Here is a 19,093-nt window from a genome sequence, read left to right as displayed (position 1 = left end):
ATTTCGTTACATCCGCTCCGGCGCGGAAACGCCGACAAGGCGCAGCACATTCGCGATGGACAGACGAACAGCCCCCAGCAAAGCAAGGCGGGCCTGCGTTTGCTCAGCATCCTCTGTAATGACCCGCTCCGCTCTATAGTAGCTATGGAACAGCGAAGCCAGCTCATAGACATAACGAATGAGACGGTGCGGCGCATACTGCGCAGCAGACTCCGCTATTTCCTGCGGCAGCTCGCCGATTTTGCGCAGCAGATCGAATTCATGTTCTGCCGTCAGCTTGCTGAAATCAATCGTGTCTGCAGCTTTCAGCGTAATGCCCTGCTCATCCGCTTGTCTGAACACACTGCAAATACGAGCATGAGCATACTGTACATAGAAAACCGGATTTTCATTGGACGTGGAAATCGCGAGATCCATGTCGAAATCAAGATGCGAATCCATACTCCGCATCGAGAAGAAGTAACGGATGGCGTCAATGCCTACCTCGTCCATCAAATCCTCCATCGTCACCGCTTTGCCGGTACGTTTGGACATTTTCATTTTCTCGCCGTTCTGGAATAAGCTGACCATCTGCGCAATAAGCACGGTCAATTTCTTCGGGTCGTTGCCCAGCGCTTCCATAGCCGCCTTCACCCGCGGAATATAACCATGGTGATCGGCGCCCCAGATGTTGATCATTTGATCGAAGCCGCGGCTGTATTTGTCGCGGTGATAGGCGATATCCGGCGTCAAATAAGTGTACGAGCCGTCATTTTTCACAAGGACACGGTTTTTGTCGTCACCAAACGGCATGGTAGCGAGCCACGTTGCCCCTTCTTCTTCGTAGACATGTCCAGAAGCCTTTAGCGCTGCCAGTCCTTCTTCGACCTGACCGCTCTCATATAGCGCGGTTTCGCTGTACCATACGTCGAAGGAGACGCGGAAGCGTCCGAGATCCCGCTTGATTTTATCCAATTCCCGCTCCAAGCCAAACTGACGGAAGAACGTGAACCGCTCTTGATCCGGAAGCGCCAGCAGCTTATCGCCCTCTTGCTCAACGAGCAGCTTGGCAAAGCCGATAATATCTTCTCCATAATAGCCGTCCTCCGGCATCTCAGCCTCTTTACCCAGCTGCTGGCGGTATCTGGCTTCAATCGACACAGCGAGGTTCTCGACCTGCTTGCCTGCGTCATTAATATAGTATTCACGCGTCACGTCATAGCCGGCATAATCCAGTACGTTGCAGAGCGCATCCCCTACCGCTGCCCCGCGCGCATGACCAAGATGCAGACTGCCCGTTGGATTCGCACTTACAAACTCTACCTGAACACGCTTGCCATTTCCGTCCGCGATACGGCCGTATTGATCCCCGGCTTCCAACGCTGCGGTCACAACCGGGTAGAGATAGCTCTTGTCCATACGAAAATTAATAAAGCCCGGTCCCGCAATTTCAGCGGACTGAATGGAAGCTTGCTTCGTATTTAGGTGAGCGATGATGGCCTCCGCAATTTGACGCGGGTTCTTCTTAGCCAGCTTCGTCAATTGCATTGCGGCATTCGTAGCCAAATCACCATGCGTTTTATCCTTCGGCACCTCCAGTACTATGGCCGGAAGCTCCTCCCGTGCTGCCAGGCCAGCAGCTACGGCTGCATCCGCAATCGCCGTTTTGACCTGTTCATACATGTTTTCAAGTACATTTGCGTTCATTAATGAAGTTCCTCCTGAATATGGAGCCGTATGTGGAACCGACCCGACATTTGATCTCTGACGTGCATCTCGTATTGCCACTCTATTGTAAAAGGCAGCTGCGATGGCAGTCCTGCATCCATAGCTGCATGAGCCTCAGCGGAATCCGGTGTAAGCGTTAGCTGAGTCGTATCCGTCTCTAGCGAAAATGAGATCATGGGCGTACGGTAATAGCCTGTCCGCCTAAGCCCCACCGCAAATAGCTGCTCGGATTCAATGACACCGCGCCGCACAATCGACATCTCCTCCGGACGATAGCGCAGCAGCGTGCGCACCTCCCCTGCCATCGGATCGCCTTCCGCTGCAGGCTCACTGTAGCGGATGAACACCGAGCGCGCCTTGCGGAACCATTCGCCCTCGTAGGCGTGGGTCTGTGTGATCCCATCCTGCACGCTCTCTAACGTTATTCGTACTTTTCTGCTATCAGCCATCCTCTTTCTCCTTAAAAGCCTTGCGCTCGCAAAGCTTGCTTCATAAGCACAGACTTCCTTTAATCTTATGTAACTACTATATACAGGTAGCCCTTTAATTTCAACGCTAGAATACGGTTAAGTCATAGCATAAGGCATGATGGCCTTCCAGGCCTCCACGCGATCCTCGAGCGTTCGCACCTTCGGCGTCGGGATCGGGCTGGATGACGGCAGCTTCAGCAGCACAATGTCCTTAAAGCTTTCATCCCCGCGAAAATGCTTTAGGAAGGTATCATAAGCCTTACTCCCATTAAAGGCAAAGCAGCGCAATTCCGGGTATTTCGCTACCAGCTCCGGCAGCTTCTGCGGAACAATCCCTCGTATGTTCACATCGAGACTGCCTTCCCTTTCACAGGATTCAATCACATCCCACAGTGCCAGACGATGCTCCTTCAAGAACGCAAGTCGGTTCTCATAGACCGGATCAGGCTCGGATTCGGCAAACAATCGGTAAATAATTCGCCACATGAAATTTTGCGGATGTCCATAAAATTGTTTATGTTCGAGAGACTTGACGCTAGGTGCCGTTCCGAGAATAAGCACACGGGCGCGCTCGTCGATAACGGGCGGAAAAGAGTAAATGCGCATCGTCAGTCCTCCTATGTATTCTCTATTGGAACCGTGTTCCATCGTCGTAAGTTTAGCCTGGATTAATGGTTATCATCCTTTTTTTATATAAAGCAAAAAGACGTCTCCACTAAGGTTACGCGGAAAACGTCTTTTTATCAACGCAGGTTCCTTACTTGACCGGTATTTACAGAAATAAAAAGCTTGCAGCCGCCTCAAAGGAAGGGTGCAAGCTTTTTATTTATTTCAAAAATCCGAGCAGCATCTCGCGGATAACCTTAGCCGCTACGATCTGAGTCTGCTCTGTTGGATCGTATGCGGGCGCAACCTCAACGAGGTCGCAGCCAACAACGTTAACGCCGGAACGCGCAATCGCGTGAACGGCATCGATAAGCTCCTTCGATGTAATGCCTCCCGCTTCCGCTGTACCTGTACCAGGTGCTGCCGATGGATCAAGCACATCGATATCAATCGTCAAATAAACGGGACGACCGACAAGCTCAGGAAGCACCTTCTTCAGCGGCTCGAGCACTTCGAACGGATGGAAGTTGATGTTCTCGCGCGCATACTGCCATTCCTCGCGTGATCCGGAACGAATGCCGAACTGGTAGATGTTCTTGCCGCCCATAAGACCTGCCGCTTTGCGAAGCGGGGTCGAGTGCGATAATGGCTCCCCTTCGTATGACTCGCGAAGATCAGCGTGAGCATCGAAGTGGATGATTGCCAAGTCAGGATACTTCTTGTAGACCTCTTGGAAGATCGGCCATGATACGAGATGCTCGCCGCCGAGTCCAACCGGCATTTTGCCGTCAGCCAACACGCCTCCCACGAATTCCCCGATGATTTCGAGGCTGCGCGCTGCGTTGCCGAATGGAAGCAGCAGGTCTCCGGCATCGAAATATTCGATGTCCTCAAGGCTGCGATCCAGGTAAGGGCTGTATTCCTCCAGCCCGATTGACACCTCGCGGATGCGAGGAGGACCAAAGCGTGAGCCCGGACGGAAGCTGACGGTGAAATCCATCGGCATGCCGTAGATGACCGCTTTGGAGGCTTCATAATTATCCGAGCTCAGGATGAAGACGTTGCCGGAATATTTTTGATCCAATTTCATGAGGGTTGTCCTCTCTTTCTTGTCTGCAGCCGCTCGCTTATTTTACGAGGTCTTCAACGAACTTAGGAAGCACGAATGCAGCCTTGTGAAGACGCGGCGTGTAATATTTCGTATCGATCTCAGGAATGGAAGCCTCGTCCACTTGAAGCGGATCATGCTTCTTGCTGCCCATTGTGAACGTCCACAGACCGCTTGGGTAAGTCGGGATGTTCGCGCCGTATACACGCACGATCGGGAACACTTCCTTCACGTCCTTGTTCACGCTTTGGATCAGGTCCGCTTTGAACCACGGGTTGTCCGTCTGCGCAACGAAAAGGCCGTCTTCCTTCAAAGCTTCATAAATACCTTGATAGAAGCCGCGCGTGAACAGGTTCGCAGCAGGGCCAACCGGCTCCGTGGAATCAACCATAATAACGTCATATGTGTTCTTGTGATCATGAATATGCATGAAGCCGTCGTTCACCAGCACTTCTACGCGCGGGTTGTCGAGCTCGCCGGCAATCGTCGGCAAATATTTTTTGGAGTATTCAATAACTTTTCCGTCGATATCGACAAGAACGGCTTTCTTCACCTTAGGGTGCTTCATGACTTCGCGAATAACGCCGCCGTCACCACCGCCTACCACGAGCACATGCTCAGGGTTTGGATGCGTGAACAGAACCGGATGAGCAACCATTTCATGATAGACAAACTCGTCCTTCACTGTTGTCATAACCATGCCGTCGAGAACGAGCATCGTTCCGAATTCTTCTGTCTCGATCATATCGAGCTGTTGAAAATCCGTTTGTTCATTTACATAAGTCTTCGTAATCTTCGCCGTAATGCCGAAGCTCTCGGTCTGTTTCTCCGTATACCACAATTCCATGTCGATATATCCCTTCTTTCCTTCAATGGTTCAACCTGTATTATAGTATTTCAGGCCAAAAAAGCAACCTTTTCCAACCTCATCAACAAAAAATTCATCAACCGTCCCAGTCTTTATGAATACGGCACTCCTCGTTTTTCCATACTAAGGAAAAGTAAAGCTTCATGCTGAAGGGAGCCTGCTCCATGAATAAGCCCTCCAAGCGCCAGGGTAAGCCCCGCCGCCGAGTTGCATTTCCTATTATAACCGAGAGGTTTCTTCCCCATGTTCTGAAAATAAAAAAGTGGCTTCGCTGGACGATTGCCGCGCTGACGCTATTCATGCTTCTGCTCGCAGGCTCGCTTATTTATTTGCGCATGCAATCGCTGCCCACAGCTTCGATCAGCCAAACCTCACAAATGCTTGATTTGCATGGCCATGTGATCGACACCTTCCATGCCGGCGAGAATCGCCGCTCTGTTCCGCTCTCTGACATCTCGCATTATGTCGTAGACGCTACGCTGGCCATTGAAGACCGCCGCTTCTTCGACCATCGCGGCTTCGATATGAAAGGAATGGCGCGCGCTGTCATGGTGAACGTACAGAGCTTGTCTGCACGTCAAGGCGCAAGCACGCTCACGCAACAGCTGGCACGCAATTTATATTTGACCCATGAGCGCACCTGGCAGCGCAAGCTGAAGGAAGCCATGTACACCGTGCAGCTCGAGATGAATTATTCAAAGGACGAGATTCTCGGCATGTATTTAAATCAAATCTATTATGGGCATGGTTCTTATGGGGTCGAGGCGGCCGCTATGATGTACTTCGATAAGCATGCTTCCGAGCTTTCGCTCGCGGAGAGCGCCATGCTGGCCGGCATCCCGAAGGGACCGAAATATTACTCTCCTTACCTTAATATGAAAAATGCAAAGGACCGGCAGCTTACCATTCTGCAGGCGATGCTTGAGGGCGGCTCGATTACGCCCGAGCAAGCCGACGCCGCATATAAGGAAATACTTCGCTTTGAACCGCTTGGATCAGGTCAGCACGAAGGCTTTGCTCCCTTTTTTCGCGATTATATCCGCTACCTTGCCGTTGAGGAGCTTGGCATCAACGAGCAGCTGCTGAATGAGGGCGGTATCACAATCTATACAACGCTGGATCCTGTCGCACAGGCAGCCGCTGAAGAGGTTATTACGGAAGGCATACCGGAGAGCTCCGAGCAGCAGGCGGCGCTTATCGCCATTGATCCGCGCAGCGGCTATGTCAAAGCGATGGTAGGCGGACGGGACTATAAGAAAAATCAGTACAACCGCGTCTTTGCCAACACGCGTCAGCCAGGCTCCTCCTTCAAGCCGTTCTTGTATTTGACCGCGCTGCAAAGCGGGTATATGACTCCCGTGACCCGCTTCAAGAGCGAGCCGACGATCTTCACCTATGATGAGGGCCGTAAAACCTATGAACCCCACAATTACGGCGATAAATATGCGGGCGGCTACATTGATATGCGACAGGCGCTTGCAAGCTCGGACAATATCTATGCCGTCAATACGCTTATGACCGTCGGCGCCGAGAAGGTGATCGAAACGGCAAGAAAGCTTGGAATCGACAGTCCGATGAAGCCCGTCCCTTCTCTTGCGCTCGGCACCTTTCCGGTCAGCCCGTTCGAGATGGCATCGGCGTTCGGCACCTTTGCGGCAGACGGCAAGCATGTCGATCCGATCGCTATCATTCGAATTGAAGACCGCAAAGGTCAGACGTTATATGAAGCAAAGCGACATGTCGAGCAAGCGATTGCTCCAGCAGAAGCCTATGTCCTGACCAGCTTAATGGAGAGTGTCTTCGACGAAGGCGGCACAGGCTTCCGCGTCGCTTCTATAATGAAGCGTCCCGTTGCCGGCAAGACTGGTACAACGCCTACAGATGCCTGGCTGGTAGGTTATACCCCTGAGCTGGCAACAGCCGTATGGGTTGGCTACGACAAGGATCGCAAGCTAACCGTCGCAGAGGCTTACCGCGCAGCTCCGATCTTTGCCAAGTTCACCGAGCAGGCGCTCGCTGCCGTTCCACCAAAGATATTCCCGATTCCGCAAGGCGTCGCCTCGGTATATATTGATCCGACCAGCGGCAGACTGGCGGCGGATACCTGCCCGAACAAACGGCTGGAGACCTTCTTAAGCGGAACAGAGCCGACTGAGGTATGCGGCGAACCGGCTGGTACTGACAACGCTGATGAGCGGGAGGAGGACAGCGCGAGGACAAAGACTCGTCATTCCTGGTGGTCAGATTTCAAGCGCTGGTGGACAGAGTAACACGGTCATGCAATTGAGCCGTATGCATACGCACTAGGGCGCTGCCAGTTGTACAGGCGGCGCCTTCGTCTAATTTTGTCCGATTTATGATCAAAAAGTGAATTTTCTTTGAACATCAGTCTGAAGTTGTGTTATAGTAGACTTAGGAAAACACTTACATTCAAACGGGAGTGTTCATTATGACAACGAAAACAGCATCAATCAACCAGATTCAATCTTTCAAATCGGATGTCAAACGACTCGTTAAAGCCATGACTATCATCGCTTGGGCCGTTCTCAGCATCGGCGTACTGCTCTGCTTGGTTAACTTAAGCCATTTCAGCGATCAAAATGTCGGACTAATGGTCGGCATCGGCTTTCTAATCGGCAGCGTTCATATTTACGTCATCGGTACTGCGATTGGACTTGTGCACGCGCGGCGTCAGCAGGAGCAGCAGCCATTCAATCAAAGCGAGCCATTATTGTAACCAACTGCCGCAATATGCGGAACTTATAAACAGCCCTATCAGATTCATAATCTGTTGGGGCTGTTTATTTTATTTGTTATTTGGACAACTCCTTCATAGCTTCCCGCTTGGAAGTTAAATCCTTAGCAAATCGTGACAGTTGTCGAAGCGGTGAACTTTCTATTACAGAAAAAAGACGAAATATTGACGTAATTGTTAACCCCGCAGATATTATATGTCGGACCTGCTATTGTAGTCGTATGCAGTAAATTTCGAGGAGTTGAACCACTATGAGACCGTTTATTCGTATGCTGACCCCTGTACTCTTGTTGCTTATGGCCTTTACGCTTTCCGGCTGCGGTGAGCAATTCATCGTACTCGACCCGAAAGGCCCGATCGGTGAGTCTCAAAAAGATTTGATTTATATTTCAATTCTTTTATGCGCAATCATCATCATTCCTGTGCTCATTCTGACTGCATGGATTGTCTGGCGGTATCGCGACAAGCCTGGCAATAAGGCTGCTTATACGCCAAAATGGGAGCACAACACCAAGCTGGAGGTTATATGGTGGGTGATTCCGATTATTATCATCATTGTCCTTGCCATCATTACAGTGAAATACACGTATGAGCTCGAGCCTTCCAAGCCGATTGAATCTGACAAGGAAGCTATTACGATTCAAGTCACCTCGCTCGACTGGAAATGGCTGTTCAAATATCCGGACGAGGGAATTGCGACGGTCAATTATATTAAAATACCAGAGGACGTGCCGGTTAAATTCCAGCTTACATCCGATACAGCGATGAACTCCTTCTGGATTCCACAGCTCGGCGGGCAGCTATACGCCATGTCTGGCATGGCCATGACGCTCTACCTGCAGGCTGACGAGCAGGGCAGCTACTATGGCTCAGGCGCTAATTTTAACGGTAAAGATTTTGCCCAAATGACCTTTACGGTTGACGCAACGTCGGAGGAGGACTACAACGCTTGGGTCGATGAAGTGAAAGCTACGTCGCCTGCCCTTACGATGGATGGCTTCGAGAAGCTGACTGAACCAAGCACTTCTAATATACAGCTGTTCTCCAGCTTCCCCGACGGTCTGTTCGACAAAATTGTAACGCAGTATGTGAATGGCGGCGGCGGCGCGCATCAGCACCATGGCGGCGAGTCATCGGAAGTTGAAGCAAATACCGATCAAGAAGCAGCCGCACCTGCGGATCATAGCAGTGAAGAAAGCAGCACAGATACCAACGCCCATCATCACTCGGGACATTAATCCGTAACGAAAGGAGACCCCTCATGTTAGACAAAATCAAGGAATTCGCATCCGAGTTTTTCGTTACTGGCGACCCGCTTATTTTAGGGGCTCAAGTATCCATTGGTTTATCACTCGTTGCCATTCTGTTCGCTCTCACCTATTTCAAGAAATGGCGCTGGCTGTGGACGGAATGGTTGACTAGCGTCGATCACAAAAGAATCGGTATCATGTACATCATCGCTTCTATTCTCATGCTTTTCCGCGGCGGCGTCGATGCGCTGCTCATGCGGGTACAGCTTGCCGCTCCTCAGCTTGAGTTTCTGAACGCGGAGCATTATAACCAAATTTTCACCACCCACGGCGTTATTATGATTTTGTTCATGGCGATGCCGTTGATGTTCGGTTTATTCAACATCGTCGTGCCGCTGCAAATCGGGGCGCGCGACGTTGCCTTTCCGTTCCTCAACTCGCTAAGCTTTTGGATGTTCTTCTTTGGCGCCATGCTGTTTAACGTATCGTTCGTAATCGGCGGTTCGCCGGATGCCGGCTGGCTCGCGTATCCACCTTTATCAGGGCCATCAGGCAGTCCGGGTCTCGGGCAGGATTTCTATATATGGGGTATTCAAATTTCAGGTATCGGCTCGTTGGCAACAGGCATTAACTTTGTCGTCACGATCTTGAAAATGCGTGCGCCAGGAATGAAGCTCATGCAAATGCCGATGTTCGTCTGGTCGGTGCTTTCATCCTGCGTAACGATTATGTTCGCTTTCCCTATTTTGACCGTTACCTTGTTCCTGCTGTTCCTTGACCGCTACGTGGGCGCGCATTTCTTCACGCTCGACGGCGGCGGAAACCCGATGATGTACATTAACCTTATCTGGATGTGGGGTCATCCTGAGGTTTACATTATCGTTCTTCCGGCATTCGGTATATTCTCGGAAATCGTGTCAACGTTCTCGAAAAAACGGTTGTTCGGCTACAAATCGATGGTGTTCGCGCTCATGTCGATCAGCTTCTTCTCGTTCTTCACGTGGGCGCATCACTTCTTCACGATGGGCTCCGGCGCGAATGTCAATGCGTTCTTCGCGTTAACGACTATGCTGATTGCCATTCCGACAGGGGTTAAGGTATTTAACTGGCTGTTCACCATGTTCCGCGGACGGCTATCCTTCCCAACCCCGATGCTATGGACTGTAGCGTTTATCCCCTGCTTCGTCATCGGCGGGATGACCGGCGTGATGCTATCTGTCGCACCGGCAGACTTTCAGTTCCATAACAGTTACTTCCTGATTGCGCATTTCCATCAGGTTATTATCGGCGGCGTCGTATTCGGCTTCTTCGCAGGCCTGTACTACTGGTGGCCAAAAATGTTCGGCTTCACACTGCATGAAGGACTCGGCAAATGGGCATTCTGGTTCTGGAACATCGGCTTCTATGTCTGCTTCATGCCGCAGTATGCGCTAGGCTTTATGGGTATGACGCGCCGTTTCAACGAATACAACTTCGACATGGGCTGGCAGCCGCTTAACGTTGTGTCGACTGTCGGGGCATTCCTGATGGGGATCGCGTTTATTTTCCAAATGTGGCAAATCGCCCATAGCATTAAGTTCTATAAGAAAGCGAAATCCGGAGATACATGGGATGGCCGTACGCTTGAATGGTCGATTCCTTCACCCGCGCCGCTCTACAACTTCGCTCGCTTGCCGCAGGTTACGAGCCAAGATGCGTGGTGGGAAGAGAAGGAGCGCCGTGCCAATGGCGAGCCTGAGAAGCCTTTGGCGCCGCTGGAACCGATTCACATGCCGAAAAATTCCGGTATTCCGTTTATCATGTCACTATGCTTTTTCTTCGCGGGCTTCGGCTTTGTATGGGATTGGCTGTGGATGGCCATTCCGGGGCTGATCGGCGTAGCCATATGCATGCTGGCTCGTTCGTTCTCCTACGATACCGATTATTACATCCCGGTTGACGAGATTGAGCGTACGGAAGCCGCGTTAAGGGGGTCAAACTAATGGCACATGCAATTACTAAGCCTGCGGGTTCGCATAGCGGCCACGGTCACGATGCCAGCCATGGTGGCGGGCACCACGATGATCATCATGATCAAGAGTCGATGAAGACATTCGGCTTCTGGCTATTTCTTATTACGGACGTTATATTATTCGGTACATTATTCGCGACCTTCGTTGTCCTCCGTCTGAACACGGACGGAGGACCGACGGGTGCAGAGCTGATTGAAATAAACGGCATTATTATATCGACCTTCATCCTTCTCACGAGCAGCTTCACAAGCGGCATCGCCTTGCTTCAGATGAATAAAGGGAACAAGCGCGGCCTTATTTTGTGGCTCGGAATTACCGCTCTGCTCGGCGCTGCGTTCATTTATTTGGAGGTTACGGAGTTTATGCACCTGGTGCATGAAGGTGCTAACATCGGGACCAGCGCTTATTGGTCGGCCTTCTTCACCTTAGTTGGAACGCATGGACTTCACGTTTCAGTCGGTCTTGTCTGGATGATCGCGCTGATGCTTCAGCTGGCTCGTCGTGGCATAACGCCGGTCACAAAGCGCAAAGTAAACATTATCAGCTTGTACTGGCACTTCTTGGACGTCGTATGGATCTTCGTATTTACGATCGTTTACTTGATGGGGGTGATGTAGGATGGAAAAGCATAATTCACATGCGCATGATGCCCACGAGACGCACGGATCGATGAAGGCTTATGTTACCGGCTTCCTGCTTTCGATCATTCTGACGATCATCCCGCTCGTTGTTGTGCTGAATGATCTGCTGAGCAAATCCGCTACGACGGTGCTTATTCTCGTGATGGCCGTTTTGCAGTTCGCGGTACAGCTCATTTTCTTCATGCATATCCGCGATGAGAAGAAGCCGCGATACAATCTGATGGCGCTTATCTTCGGCCTGGTCATACTGCTGACAATCGTCGCCGGATCGATCTGGATTATGACGTACAACTCGGTAGCAAACTGAATATGCAAAGAGGGACTGTCCGCGAAGACAGTCCCTCTTTTGTTATCATTCTTAGGCCTAGTGCTCTCGCTTCACAAGCTCTATGCCCTTCGGTACGATAAGCGTGAGCTGGGGGTCGATCCTGTCGGAGATGAACCCGCCGTGTTTAAAGTGCTCAATGCGTCTCCTCCTCTTCTTTGGATAACATAAGTGACCGAGGAGCTTGCGGGGTAGCCGCTTGCGCGTTTGAAGAGGTCTTGCTCCCGAATACGAGCCGCAGTCCAACTAAGATCATAATGAAAGCAATGACCGCAGTCGGAATCATATATTTGATTTGTACATATTGCGAATAAATTTCGCTTGAATATCGCGATACGACCTCTGCCGCAACACGATCCAGCAAATAAAACAGACCAAAACCAAGCAACCCAATTCCGAACCAGCGCTGATACGGCACGATCTGCGTCAGCAACGGCTCATCGGTCATTTCCTGACGTTCATAGCGCGATGTCTGCTGAAGAGCGTCGAAGAACGCAAAGCACCAGAATAAGGGAAGCAGGAAAAAAAACAATGACAAGCGCAGGTTATCCATAATATAGATGGTTAGCAAAAAACCGCCCATCAGCTGAAGCCCCCGCTTCTGCAGCCCCAGATAGAGATGACCCGCGCCTGGGAAGATCGAAAGCGCAATAGCGAGCACTTTGTTCTTGCGGCCGGATGCGATATGGCCCTCCAAACCCTCGAATATTGCGCGGTCTTGAAGCTGCTCTCCCCGCTGCTTGGCGTCCAGATGCGAAATCGCATCGAACATGCCATAGATCCAGATAACCGGCAGCACCAGCAAGAAAACAAGGAGCGCGCCCGTATTCATAATGACACTGAGAAACACGATGATTGCGAACAACCCGATAAACGAAATGAGAAGCGTAATGCCGCGCTGCATTAGCCCGAGACTCATGTGTCCCAATCCTGGAAGGATGGACAGCATCATTGTCCGCGTCTTCTCGCGCTGCTGCTCATCGGATAGCGACGAAGCAGCAGCAGACGCTTCCCGGTAGGCGCCAACCGGCGCAGACTCTGTATTTATTCCAGGCGATTTGCCTGAAACAAGCGAAATGATCATATCAATCATATTGATCATCCAGGTAAGGGCGGCGATAAACAGCATAAATAAAATGAGGCGGCTATCTCTACCAGTATGTGTAATTATCATTAAAAACAATAACCCCAGCGGTCCAAAGAAGCCCCCTCCATAAAGGATGGTTCGGAAGGGCCGGCCCAGGTAGGCATGTCCAGCGCCGGGTATAAAGGATAACAAAAACGCGGCTAACGGGCTTTTGTTCATTGTGAATTCATTCCTCTCTATCTGCTTGTAAGTCTTTATTTAAATCGAGCGGCCTGCAGGCCCTCGAGCCATGAACCGGTTTGATTGACCACCTTCTCCGACCAGGATTCCGTCTGGCTTGTCTCCGGCAGAGCGGATTCCGGCTCCTGCTGCAGACCCGCGTAAAGGTCCTGCTCTGCCAGTCTCTCGGATAAGGCAGCAAAGGCTCCGCTCCCTAGCAGAAGCAGCGTAATAGACGCCGCAATCGTATAGTGCGCCACCGGATGCTGCAGCCATGAGCGACGCCTGGATGGCTTCGCATGAGCGGCCGCGACAGAAGGATTCGCATTCGGACGCGCCATAGCTTGCTGCTCGTTCATAAGCTGCGATACGACTCGCTGCTCAAGCAGGTCCATATCCGGCATTTGTTGCGGCATGCCGTTATTCCCAGCCATGTCTGCCTCTACAACGGATAGGAACAGCTGCAGGCACTCTTCGCACTGTGCAAGATCATGATCAATCTGAGCGCGCTCCTGTTCCGGCAGCAGATCCCGCAAGTATCGTTCTAGCTGCTCCTTCGAAATATGAGCCTTCGCTAATGACTCGTGTCGGCTAATCGCTTGTCTTTCGTTGCTTTCGCTCATTCAAAGTCCTCCTTCCGCCAGTGACGCTTCATCCAGCTTCGAGCGCGGTAGAGCCTGGACTCTACGCTCTTGTGCTCCAGCCCCGTTTCGGCAGCAATCTGTTCATAGCTTTTGTCTTCGATATAATAAGCGGTTACGACCTCCCGGTAATTATCCGGAAGCATGTCTACCTTCTCGCGAATCTGCCGCCTATCCTCTAGCTCCATCGCTACGATCTCGGCAGCGGGAAGTCCAGTCCGCTCCTCTTGCGCCCGCTCCGACATCTGCTCCCCGTCAGACAGCGCTTCAGGTCTGCGCGCTCTGCTCCGCTTGAAATCGATAGCCCGATTGACGGCAATGCGGGTAATCCATGTCTTCAGCCCGTCCAATCGGCAATCCGGGAGGGAGCGATAAATTTGCAGCAGCACTTCCTGCGTGACATCCTCTGCGTCATGCGGCGAATGAAGCACTGCGAAGACCGTTCTATAGATGTACGGACCATAAGCCTGCACGAACGGTCGATATTGCTCGGGCCCGCCGCTTTGTACCGCCTTGATCCAATCCTCGTCTTGAATGTCGCTCCCCTCCTTCCCAATAATATAGACGTCTGCCAGTCCCGCTTCCCCTGCACTTTTCCAAAAAAAATTTTTTCGCGTTTTCAAAAGGCCCTTGCAACGCGGAAAACCCCATCATTCGCAAGACCAGCTTCACGAACAATGAGGTTCTCATCATTTATTTGCGGCTTTCGCCTATATGTTCCCGGGAAGAAGCTTCCCTTACACGCTCAAAGCCTGCTTCAGCTCTTCAGGCGAGCGGTCCCACCACTCTTGATTATGCTCAACGAGCAGCTTAAGCAGCGCAGCCTTATCCACATCGCCCAGCTCACCAAGCATAAAGCGGCGCTTAAGCGAGTAGTCCAGCTTGTTCACGTGATCGGCGAGAATTTTCCAGCCTCGCTTCGCTTCCGTATCGATCAGCATCTCGCATGCCGTTGCGCCTGCATAATACGATCCTTCCTCATTGCGGTCGACGGCTACCCAGACGATCCAGCATTGGCGGCCGTTCGGCGTGTCCTCTTTGTTTGGCGTAAACTTGATGCCACGCTCAATCTTGCTCTTCGCGTGCATCGCGCCCACGTCAATATAAGCGACGCCATCATCGATAATGACGCAGGATATATCGCTTAAATCGATGGTTCCCGCCCCAAAGCCTTTATGTTTTTTGCTGCTCACTACGTTGAGCGACAGTGATTTTTTTTCCTTCTTCTCCGGCTGAGCCGCTTGGCCTTGTTCTTCCGTCACGCGTATTCACACCTTCCCCGATACAATAATTCCATTTTAGCTAATATTCCTCGAAAAGCAAACATATACATGCTGTAGATGCTTGTCAACGGGAGGGAAACGTTCAATGACTCCACGCTATTTCAAACGCTTTTTATTCGTATCACTCGCAGTCGTCCTGCTCGCTGTATCTATGCAGCACGACTTCGGGACTGCTTGGCAATCCCAATATACGTATGCTTTCGCCCCCGCCGCCGCAGCCAAGCAAGCAGCTGTCCCTGTCCAAAATTCGGCCAAGCCGCCCGTCGTGCAGGAGCCGAACATCATCATGACGCCAAAGCCGCAATCACTCAGCAACCGGGTCGTTGAGTACCATATCAACGTTCATTTACTGGAGGATGCGCAGCGCTTAAACGGCGAACAAGCAGTAACCTGGACCAATCCAGGTAAAAAAACAGTGTCCGAGCTCTACTTCCATCTGTATCCGAATGCCTTCCAGTCAGACAAAACGACGTTCATGCAGGAATCCGGCGGCAAACTTCGTCAGGACAAAGCCACCGCCGCCAGCAACGGCCATATGAACCTTCTAACGCTGGAAATGCTAAATGGCGAGAGCCTTCTGCCGCGTCTGCAGTACGTACAACCCGATGATGGCAACGAGAACGACCGCACACTCGCCAAAATCCGCCTTCCTGAGCCTATAGCGCCAGGCAATTCAATCACGCTGCGGATGGCCTTTGAAGTCAAGCTGCCCGAGGTATTCGCGCGCATGGGCTACTCCGGAAACTTCGTCATGGCCGGTCAGTGGTTCCCTAAGCTTGCTGTATACGAAACCGCAGGCACGCGAGGCCGCACGGCCGAGGGCTGGAATGTGCATCAGTATCATGGCAACTCCGAATTCTACAGTGACTTCGGCATCTACAGCGTTCGGATCAAGGTACCGGAGGCCTATACCGTTGCCGCTACAGGCTTCCAGACGAAAGCTATTGAGATGAAGGAACAGACAAAGATCTATCAGTTTTACGCCGATGATGTGCACGATTTTGCTTGGTCGGCTTCGCCTGATTTCGTCTACGAGGAAACGGCTTACTCCGATACGGGTATTCCCGGCGTAAGGATCAAGCTTTACCTTGATCCGGCTCACGCGAAGCTGAGGGACAGGTACATGCATGCTGCCAAATCCGCTTTGTCGAGCTATGCGAAGTGGTACGGTGAGTATCCATACAGTACACTCTCCATCGTTGTTCCGCCTAAGGGAGCGAACGGGGCCGGCGGCATGGAGTATCCTACGCTTATTACCGCTTTTGCGGCCGAGAAAGAAAACCCCGGCTATGATTTGGAGCGCACAGTCGTGCATGAAATCGGCCATCAATTTTGGTATGGCATGGTCGCCTCCAACGAATTCGAGGAAGCATGGCTTGATGAAGGCTTCACCTCTTATGCGGAGGATAAAGTCATGGAGGCTGCCTACGGCATCGAAGCTAATCTCCGCGTGGAAGCAAGCTATATGACTGATCCCGCACCACTCAAGCAGCCTTCCTGGGCCTATAAGAGCCACTCGCAATATGCCGAGAATGTATACATGAGAGCGAAGCTCGTCCTCATTGGCATCGAGAATCAGGTTGGAGAGCGAACGATGCAGAAAATTTTGAGAACTTATTTTCAGAAATATAGGTTTAAGCACCCTTCTACGGCAGATTTCCAACGGGTGGTTGAACAGGTCACGAAGACAAAATGGCATGACTACTTCAGTCAGTATGTCTATGATGATCAAATGGCGGACTTCTCTATCGCGTCCATTCAGGTGAGGCCGGTAACGCTGGAGGGGACGGACATGTACGAATCTGTCGTACTGGTTAAGCGGCATGGCGGAGTCAATGGCGAGATTCCGATTGTCATGCAGTTTACGGACGGCAAGAAGGTGTCGATGCTTTGGAACGCGGAGCAATCCCATATGCATTATAAGCTGGTGCATACTGCGCCGCTCGACTGGGCAGTCGTCGATCCTAACCACACCAACGTGCTGGACAATAAAATAATCAATAACTATATGCAAGCCCAACTGCCGGAAGAGAGCCGCACAAGATGGAGCCTTGGCGTTGTCAAGCTGATTGAAGGGCTGCTCGGGTCGCTGAGCTGGTAAGTAATAGCGTTCAAGGGGCGATAATCGATGAAGATTCATATGAAGCAAGGCTGGTGGCTGACAGGCAAGCATTTTCACCTTGTGATTTTATTATTTATTTATCAGCTCGCCTGGGGGTTTTTCTTATATCGTTTTATTGATTCGGTCATTTCTCCGCTGCTGCGGCGGTTTCCGAGCAAGTATCCGTCTGAATCAGCTGTACAGCTTTTCATGACGGAGGCACAGATTCATCTGTTTAAGACGGATCTCATTACGCCATACCTTTGGATGCTTGGCGGCTTATTCGCTGCTCGAATGCTGCTGACGCCGCTTTTTAATGCAGGTCTACTGTATTCCATGCATCACCAGATGAGGGATGGAGCCAGCACCCGTTTCCTCGAGGGCATTCGCAAAGCCTGGAAGCCGGTCATGCTGCTCTACTGGCTGGAATCGGTGCTTGTGCTGGCCCCCGCCTGGTGGCTGCTGCCCCGCGCGCTCGACTCCTTGCTTGCCAGCGGCTCCGTCCCGGAGCTGCTGCAAGCGGTACTGCCGGGAGCGGCGCTTTGGGCGCTTTGGGGCACGGTACTGCACCTGCTGTTCCTGGCGATGCAATTCGGCGCGACATCAGGTCAAGGGATACTTCCCTCCCTGTGGCATGCAGTAAGAAATTTTCTGGCATTTGCCGCAATTTCACTGCTCATGTGGGCCATTAGCGCAGTTCTTGGACTTGTCGTATCCAGTGTATCTATGATCTGGGCCGGCTTGCTCGCGCTTATTCTGCATCAAGGCTATCATCTCGTGCGAACGCTGATGAAGGTGTGGACGATTGCGGCTCAATTCGATTGCTTGCAGACGAAACGTATTTCTTAGATTGTAAATAACCTCTCATGCCACGGAAAAAAAGTGGTAGGGGAGGTTTTTTGCCTGTATTTTCGGATATTTCAAATCATGAGATTTTTTTAATCTTTTGGCTCCGAAATGGCATAATTCCGCTTGCTTTAGGCCATTGGACTAGTCTGCGCAGCTTCACTGCAGCAGGACAAATCGGCATATTTCACGAAGGCTTTACATAATTAATGAAATTAAGTCGCGCGATATCATCAAAAAGCAGGATTGCCATTTGTTTTATTCCAGAAATGATGCTTAAAAGAAGCCATATTAGTCTAAAGGTTACATGAGAATTATTAGAATTACCCAGTAGAGGGAGGAGTTTAATGAAATAAATCGAATAATTCACGAGTACATCTCATAACTGCCTAATTTCCTAACGGGAAACGGGGGAACCACTTTGGGTGAATTGATTCTGACGTCTGAATTGCTCAGCGTAGGAGGAATCATAGGGGACCTTCAACCGAACCCCACAGCTAACCTCGTCGGCATTGGAAGGAGCTCCACCATTGAAAAAGGTTACCGCATTGCTCCTTGGTATCGTGCTTATGCTTGCTTTTCAAGCGGGAAGCGCATTCGCAGATTCCAAGCTGAACGGATATACCAATGCTGTTATTGGTAGTCCGTACAAAATGGGAGGAAACTCAACGAAGGGCTTCGATTGCTCCGGCTTTACGACATATGTATTCAATAAAATGGGCATCGAGCTTCCGCGTACCTCCTCTTCACAAGCAAAAGAAGGAACGAAGGTCGCTAAGGCTGACCTGCTTCCGGGAGATCTTGTGTTCTTCGACACGATCGGCGGCAATAACGGCGCCATTTCTCATGTCAGCATCTATATTGGAGACGGCATAATTGCGCACGCATCCTCCAGCAGAGGCGTTGTAACAGACAAAATCGACTCCTCTTATTACGAGAAACGTTTTGTAACCGCGCGCCGCGTCCTTGACTCGGAAGGCTTCGAGAAGTATGCTGCTGAAACAAAATAGAGTAATCTAAGCGCCCCTCCGAGGCGAGGGATGTAAGGATAAACTCGCCCAGCAAAGCCGCAGCTGTTTGTCCATTTACGACAAACCGCATGCGGCTTTGCTGTTTTTATTCTGTCTTCAATGAAACAGCGTTTTTTGCTGCGGTATAGGAAAGGAGCAGGACC

At 51.2% G+C, this 19,093-nt stretch carries 18 protein-coding genes and 1 riboswitch; of the genes, 9 read left to right on the top strand and 9 right to left on the bottom strand.

Translation table 11 applies throughout. The annotated features are described in order from the left end of the window. Nucleotides 1-6: 6 nt before the first annotated feature. The 5 genes from argS to speE form a co-directional block, all read right to left on the bottom strand. Entirely contained in the window at nt 7-1,686 is a 1,680-nt protein-coding gene (gene argS / locus ACO9K6_RS18880; RefSeq protein ID WP_424769104.1) for an arginine--tRNA ligase, read from the bottom strand. Beyond that, a complete protein-coding gene (locus ACO9K6_RS18875; protein WP_424769103.1) occupies nt 1,686-2,156 on the bottom strand; it encodes a YwiB family protein in 471 nt (156 codons plus the stop codon). Before ACO9K6_RS18875 ends, argS begins: the two co-directional genes overlap by 1 nt. 117 nt (nt 2,157-2,273) lie before the next feature. Then, entirely contained in the window at nt 2,274-2,783 is a 510-nt protein-coding gene (locus tag ACO9K6_RS18870) for a DNA-deoxyinosine glycosylase (RefSeq protein ID WP_424769102.1), read from the bottom strand. A gap of 220 nt (nt 2,784-3,003) precedes the next feature. Then, on the bottom strand, nt 3,004-3,873 hold the full coding sequence (gene speB / locus ACO9K6_RS18865) for an agmatinase (RefSeq protein ID WP_424769101.1): 870 nt from the start codon (nt 3,871-3,873) through the stop codon (nt 3,004-3,006). A 37-nt stretch (nt 3,874-3,910) separates the two neighbouring features. Continuing rightward, nucleotides 3,911-4,738, bottom strand: coding sequence for a polyamine aminopropyltransferase (gene speE / locus ACO9K6_RS18860; protein WP_424769100.1), 828 nt, complete (start codon nt 4,736-4,738; stop codon nt 3,911-3,913). Between the two features lie 185 nt (nt 4,739-4,923). Here speE and ACO9K6_RS18855 point away from each other — a divergent pair, with 185 nt between their 5' ends. The 6 genes from ACO9K6_RS18855 to cyoD all read left to right on the top strand — a co-directional run bounded on the left by ACO9K6_RS18855 (nt 4,924) and on the right by cyoD (nt 11,724). Beyond that, nucleotides 4,924-7,029 (top strand): transglycosylase domain-containing protein, encoded by a 2,106-nt coding sequence (locus ACO9K6_RS18855; protein ID WP_424769099.1) that lies wholly within the window; start codon nt 4,924-4,926, stop codon nt 7,027-7,029. A gap of 179 nt (nt 7,030-7,208) precedes the next feature. Next, nucleotides 7,209-7,496, top strand: coding sequence for a hypothetical protein (locus ACO9K6_RS18850; protein ID WP_424769098.1), 288 nt, complete (start codon nt 7,209-7,211; stop codon nt 7,494-7,496). 269 nt (nt 7,497-7,765) lie between these two features. Next, the gene (cyoA, locus tag ACO9K6_RS18845) at nt 7,766-8,752 is read left to right on the top strand and encodes a ubiquinol oxidase subunit II (protein ID WP_424769097.1); all 987 of its coding nucleotides are present in this window, start codon (nt 7,766-7,768) and stop codon (nt 8,750-8,752) included. Nucleotides 8,753-8,775: 23 nt separating this feature from the next. After that, entirely contained in the window at nt 8,776-10,746 is a 1,971-nt protein-coding gene (locus ACO9K6_RS18840; RefSeq protein WP_424769096.1) for a cbb3-type cytochrome c oxidase subunit I, read from the top strand. Beyond that, a complete protein-coding gene (gene cyoC, locus ACO9K6_RS18835) occupies nt 10,746-11,393 on the top strand; it encodes a cytochrome o ubiquinol oxidase subunit III (RefSeq protein WP_424769095.1) in 648 nt (215 codons plus the stop codon). The genes ACO9K6_RS18840 and cyoC overlap by 1 nt, the downstream gene beginning before the upstream one ends. 1 nt (nt 11,394) lies before the next feature. Continuing rightward, the gene (gene cyoD / locus ACO9K6_RS18830) at nt 11,395-11,724 is read left to right on the top strand and encodes a cytochrome o ubiquinol oxidase subunit IV (RefSeq protein WP_424769094.1); all 330 of its coding nucleotides are present in this window, start codon (nt 11,395-11,397) and stop codon (nt 11,722-11,724) included. Between the two features lie 154 nt (nt 11,725-11,878). Here cyoD and ACO9K6_RS18825 read toward each other — a convergent pair whose 3' ends face one another. The 4 genes from ACO9K6_RS18825 to ACO9K6_RS18810 all read right to left on the bottom strand — a co-directional run bounded on the left by ACO9K6_RS18825 (nt 11,879) and on the right by ACO9K6_RS18810 (nt 14,951). Continuing rightward, on the bottom strand, nt 11,879-13,048 hold the full coding sequence (locus tag ACO9K6_RS18825; RefSeq protein WP_424769093.1) for a hypothetical protein: 1,170 nt from the start codon (nt 13,046-13,048) through the stop codon (nt 11,879-11,881). A gap of 35 nt (nt 13,049-13,083) precedes the next feature. Then, nucleotides 13,084-13,671, bottom strand: a complete 588-nt coding sequence (locus ACO9K6_RS18820) for a hypothetical protein (protein WP_424769092.1) — start codon at nt 13,669-13,671, stop codon at nt 13,084-13,086. Continuing rightward, nucleotides 13,668-14,312 carry an RNA polymerase sigma factor gene (locus ACO9K6_RS18815; RefSeq protein ID WP_424769091.1) on the bottom strand — a complete coding sequence of 215 codons (645 nt, stop codon included), beginning with the start codon at nt 14,310-14,312 and terminating at the stop codon, nt 13,668-13,670. Before ACO9K6_RS18815 ends, ACO9K6_RS18820 begins: the two co-directional genes overlap by 4 nt. Nucleotides 14,313-14,426: 114 nt before the next feature. Continuing rightward, nucleotides 14,427-14,951, bottom strand: coding sequence for a YwhD family protein (locus ACO9K6_RS18810; RefSeq protein ID WP_424769090.1), 525 nt, complete (start codon nt 14,949-14,951; stop codon nt 14,427-14,429). Between the two features lie 106 nt (nt 14,952-15,057). Between ACO9K6_RS18810 and ACO9K6_RS18805 the strand changes: the two genes are divergently transcribed. The 3 genes from ACO9K6_RS18805 to ACO9K6_RS18795 all read left to right on the top strand — a co-directional run bounded on the left by ACO9K6_RS18805 (nt 15,058) and on the right by ACO9K6_RS18795 (nt 18,929). Continuing rightward, nucleotides 15,058-17,073: a M1 family metallopeptidase gene (locus ACO9K6_RS18805; protein WP_424769089.1), complete on the top strand. Its 2,016-nt coding sequence runs from the start codon at nt 15,058-15,060 to the stop codon at nt 17,071-17,073. A gap of 27 nt (nt 17,074-17,100) precedes the next feature. After that, complete coding sequence (locus tag ACO9K6_RS18800; protein WP_424769088.1) at nt 17,101-17,922, top strand: hypothetical protein; 822 nt, start codon at nt 17,101-17,103, stop codon at nt 17,920-17,922. Nucleotides 17,923-18,295: 373 nt separating this feature from the next. Next, nucleotides 18,296-18,446: riboswitch (cyclic di-AMP (ydaO/yuaA leader) on the top strand. A 3-nt stretch (nt 18,447-18,449) separates the two neighbouring features. Next, complete coding sequence (locus tag ACO9K6_RS18795) at nt 18,450-18,929, top strand: C40 family peptidase (protein WP_424769087.1); 480 nt, start codon at nt 18,450-18,452, stop codon at nt 18,927-18,929. The last annotated feature ends 164 nt before the right edge of the window (nt 18,930-19,093 follow it).

Origin of the sequence: Paenibacillus praedii, from assembly GCF_049725345.1 — a bacterium.
Classification (GTDB): domain Bacteria; phylum Bacillota; class Bacilli; order Paenibacillales; family Paenibacillaceae; genus Pristimantibacillus.
The sequence above is the reverse complement of the archived record's forward strand: the minus strand, read 5'-3'. Positions and strand labels throughout refer to the sequence as shown.

Coding starts and splice junctions, on each gene's coding strand:
- cyoA (WP_424769097.1), top strand. CDS start 7,766: ATGAGACCGTTTATTCGTATGCTGACCCCTGTACTCTTGTTGCTTATG.
- ACO9K6_RS18825 (WP_424769093.1), bottom strand. CDS start 13,048: ATGAACAAAAGCCCGTTAGCCGCGTTTTTGTTATCCTTTATACCCGGC.
- speB (WP_424769101.1), bottom strand. CDS start 3,873: ATGAAATTGGATCAAAAATATTCCGGCAACGTCTTCATCCTGAGCTCG.
- argS (WP_424769104.1), bottom strand. CDS start 1,686: ATGAACGCAAATGTACTTGAAAACATGTATGAACAGGTCAAAACGGCG.
- ACO9K6_RS18820 (WP_424769092.1), bottom strand. CDS start 13,671: ATGAGCGAAAGCAACGAAAGACAAGCGATTAGCCGACACGAGTCATTA.
- ACO9K6_RS18850 (WP_424769098.1), top strand. CDS start 7,209: ATGACAACGAAAACAGCATCAATCAACCAGATTCAATCTTTCAAATCG.
- ACO9K6_RS18840 (WP_424769096.1), top strand. CDS start 8,776: ATGTTAGACAAAATCAAGGAATTCGCATCCGAGTTTTTCGTTACTGGC.
- cyoD (WP_424769094.1), top strand. CDS start 11,395: ATGGAAAAGCATAATTCACATGCGCATGATGCCCACGAGACGCACGGA.
- ACO9K6_RS18805 (WP_424769089.1), top strand. CDS start 15,058: ATGACTCCACGCTATTTCAAACGCTTTTTATTCGTATCACTCGCAGTC.
- ACO9K6_RS18855 (WP_424769099.1), top strand. CDS start 4,924: ATGAATAAGCCCTCCAAGCGCCAGGGTAAGCCCCGCCGCCGAGTTGCA.
- speE (WP_424769100.1), bottom strand. CDS start 4,738: ATGGAATTGTGGTATACGGAGAAACAGACCGAGAGCTTCGGCATTACG.
- ACO9K6_RS18870 (WP_424769102.1), bottom strand. CDS start 2,783: ATGCGCATTTACTCTTTTCCGCCCGTTATCGACGAGCGCGCCCGTGTG.
- ACO9K6_RS18875 (WP_424769103.1), bottom strand. CDS start 2,156: ATGGCTGATAGCAGAAAAGTACGAATAACGTTAGAGAGCGTGCAGGAT.
- ACO9K6_RS18800 (WP_424769088.1), top strand. CDS start 17,101: ATGAAGATTCATATGAAGCAAGGCTGGTGGCTGACAGGCAAGCATTTT.
- cyoC (WP_424769095.1), top strand. CDS start 10,746: ATGGCACATGCAATTACTAAGCCTGCGGGTTCGCATAGCGGCCACGGT.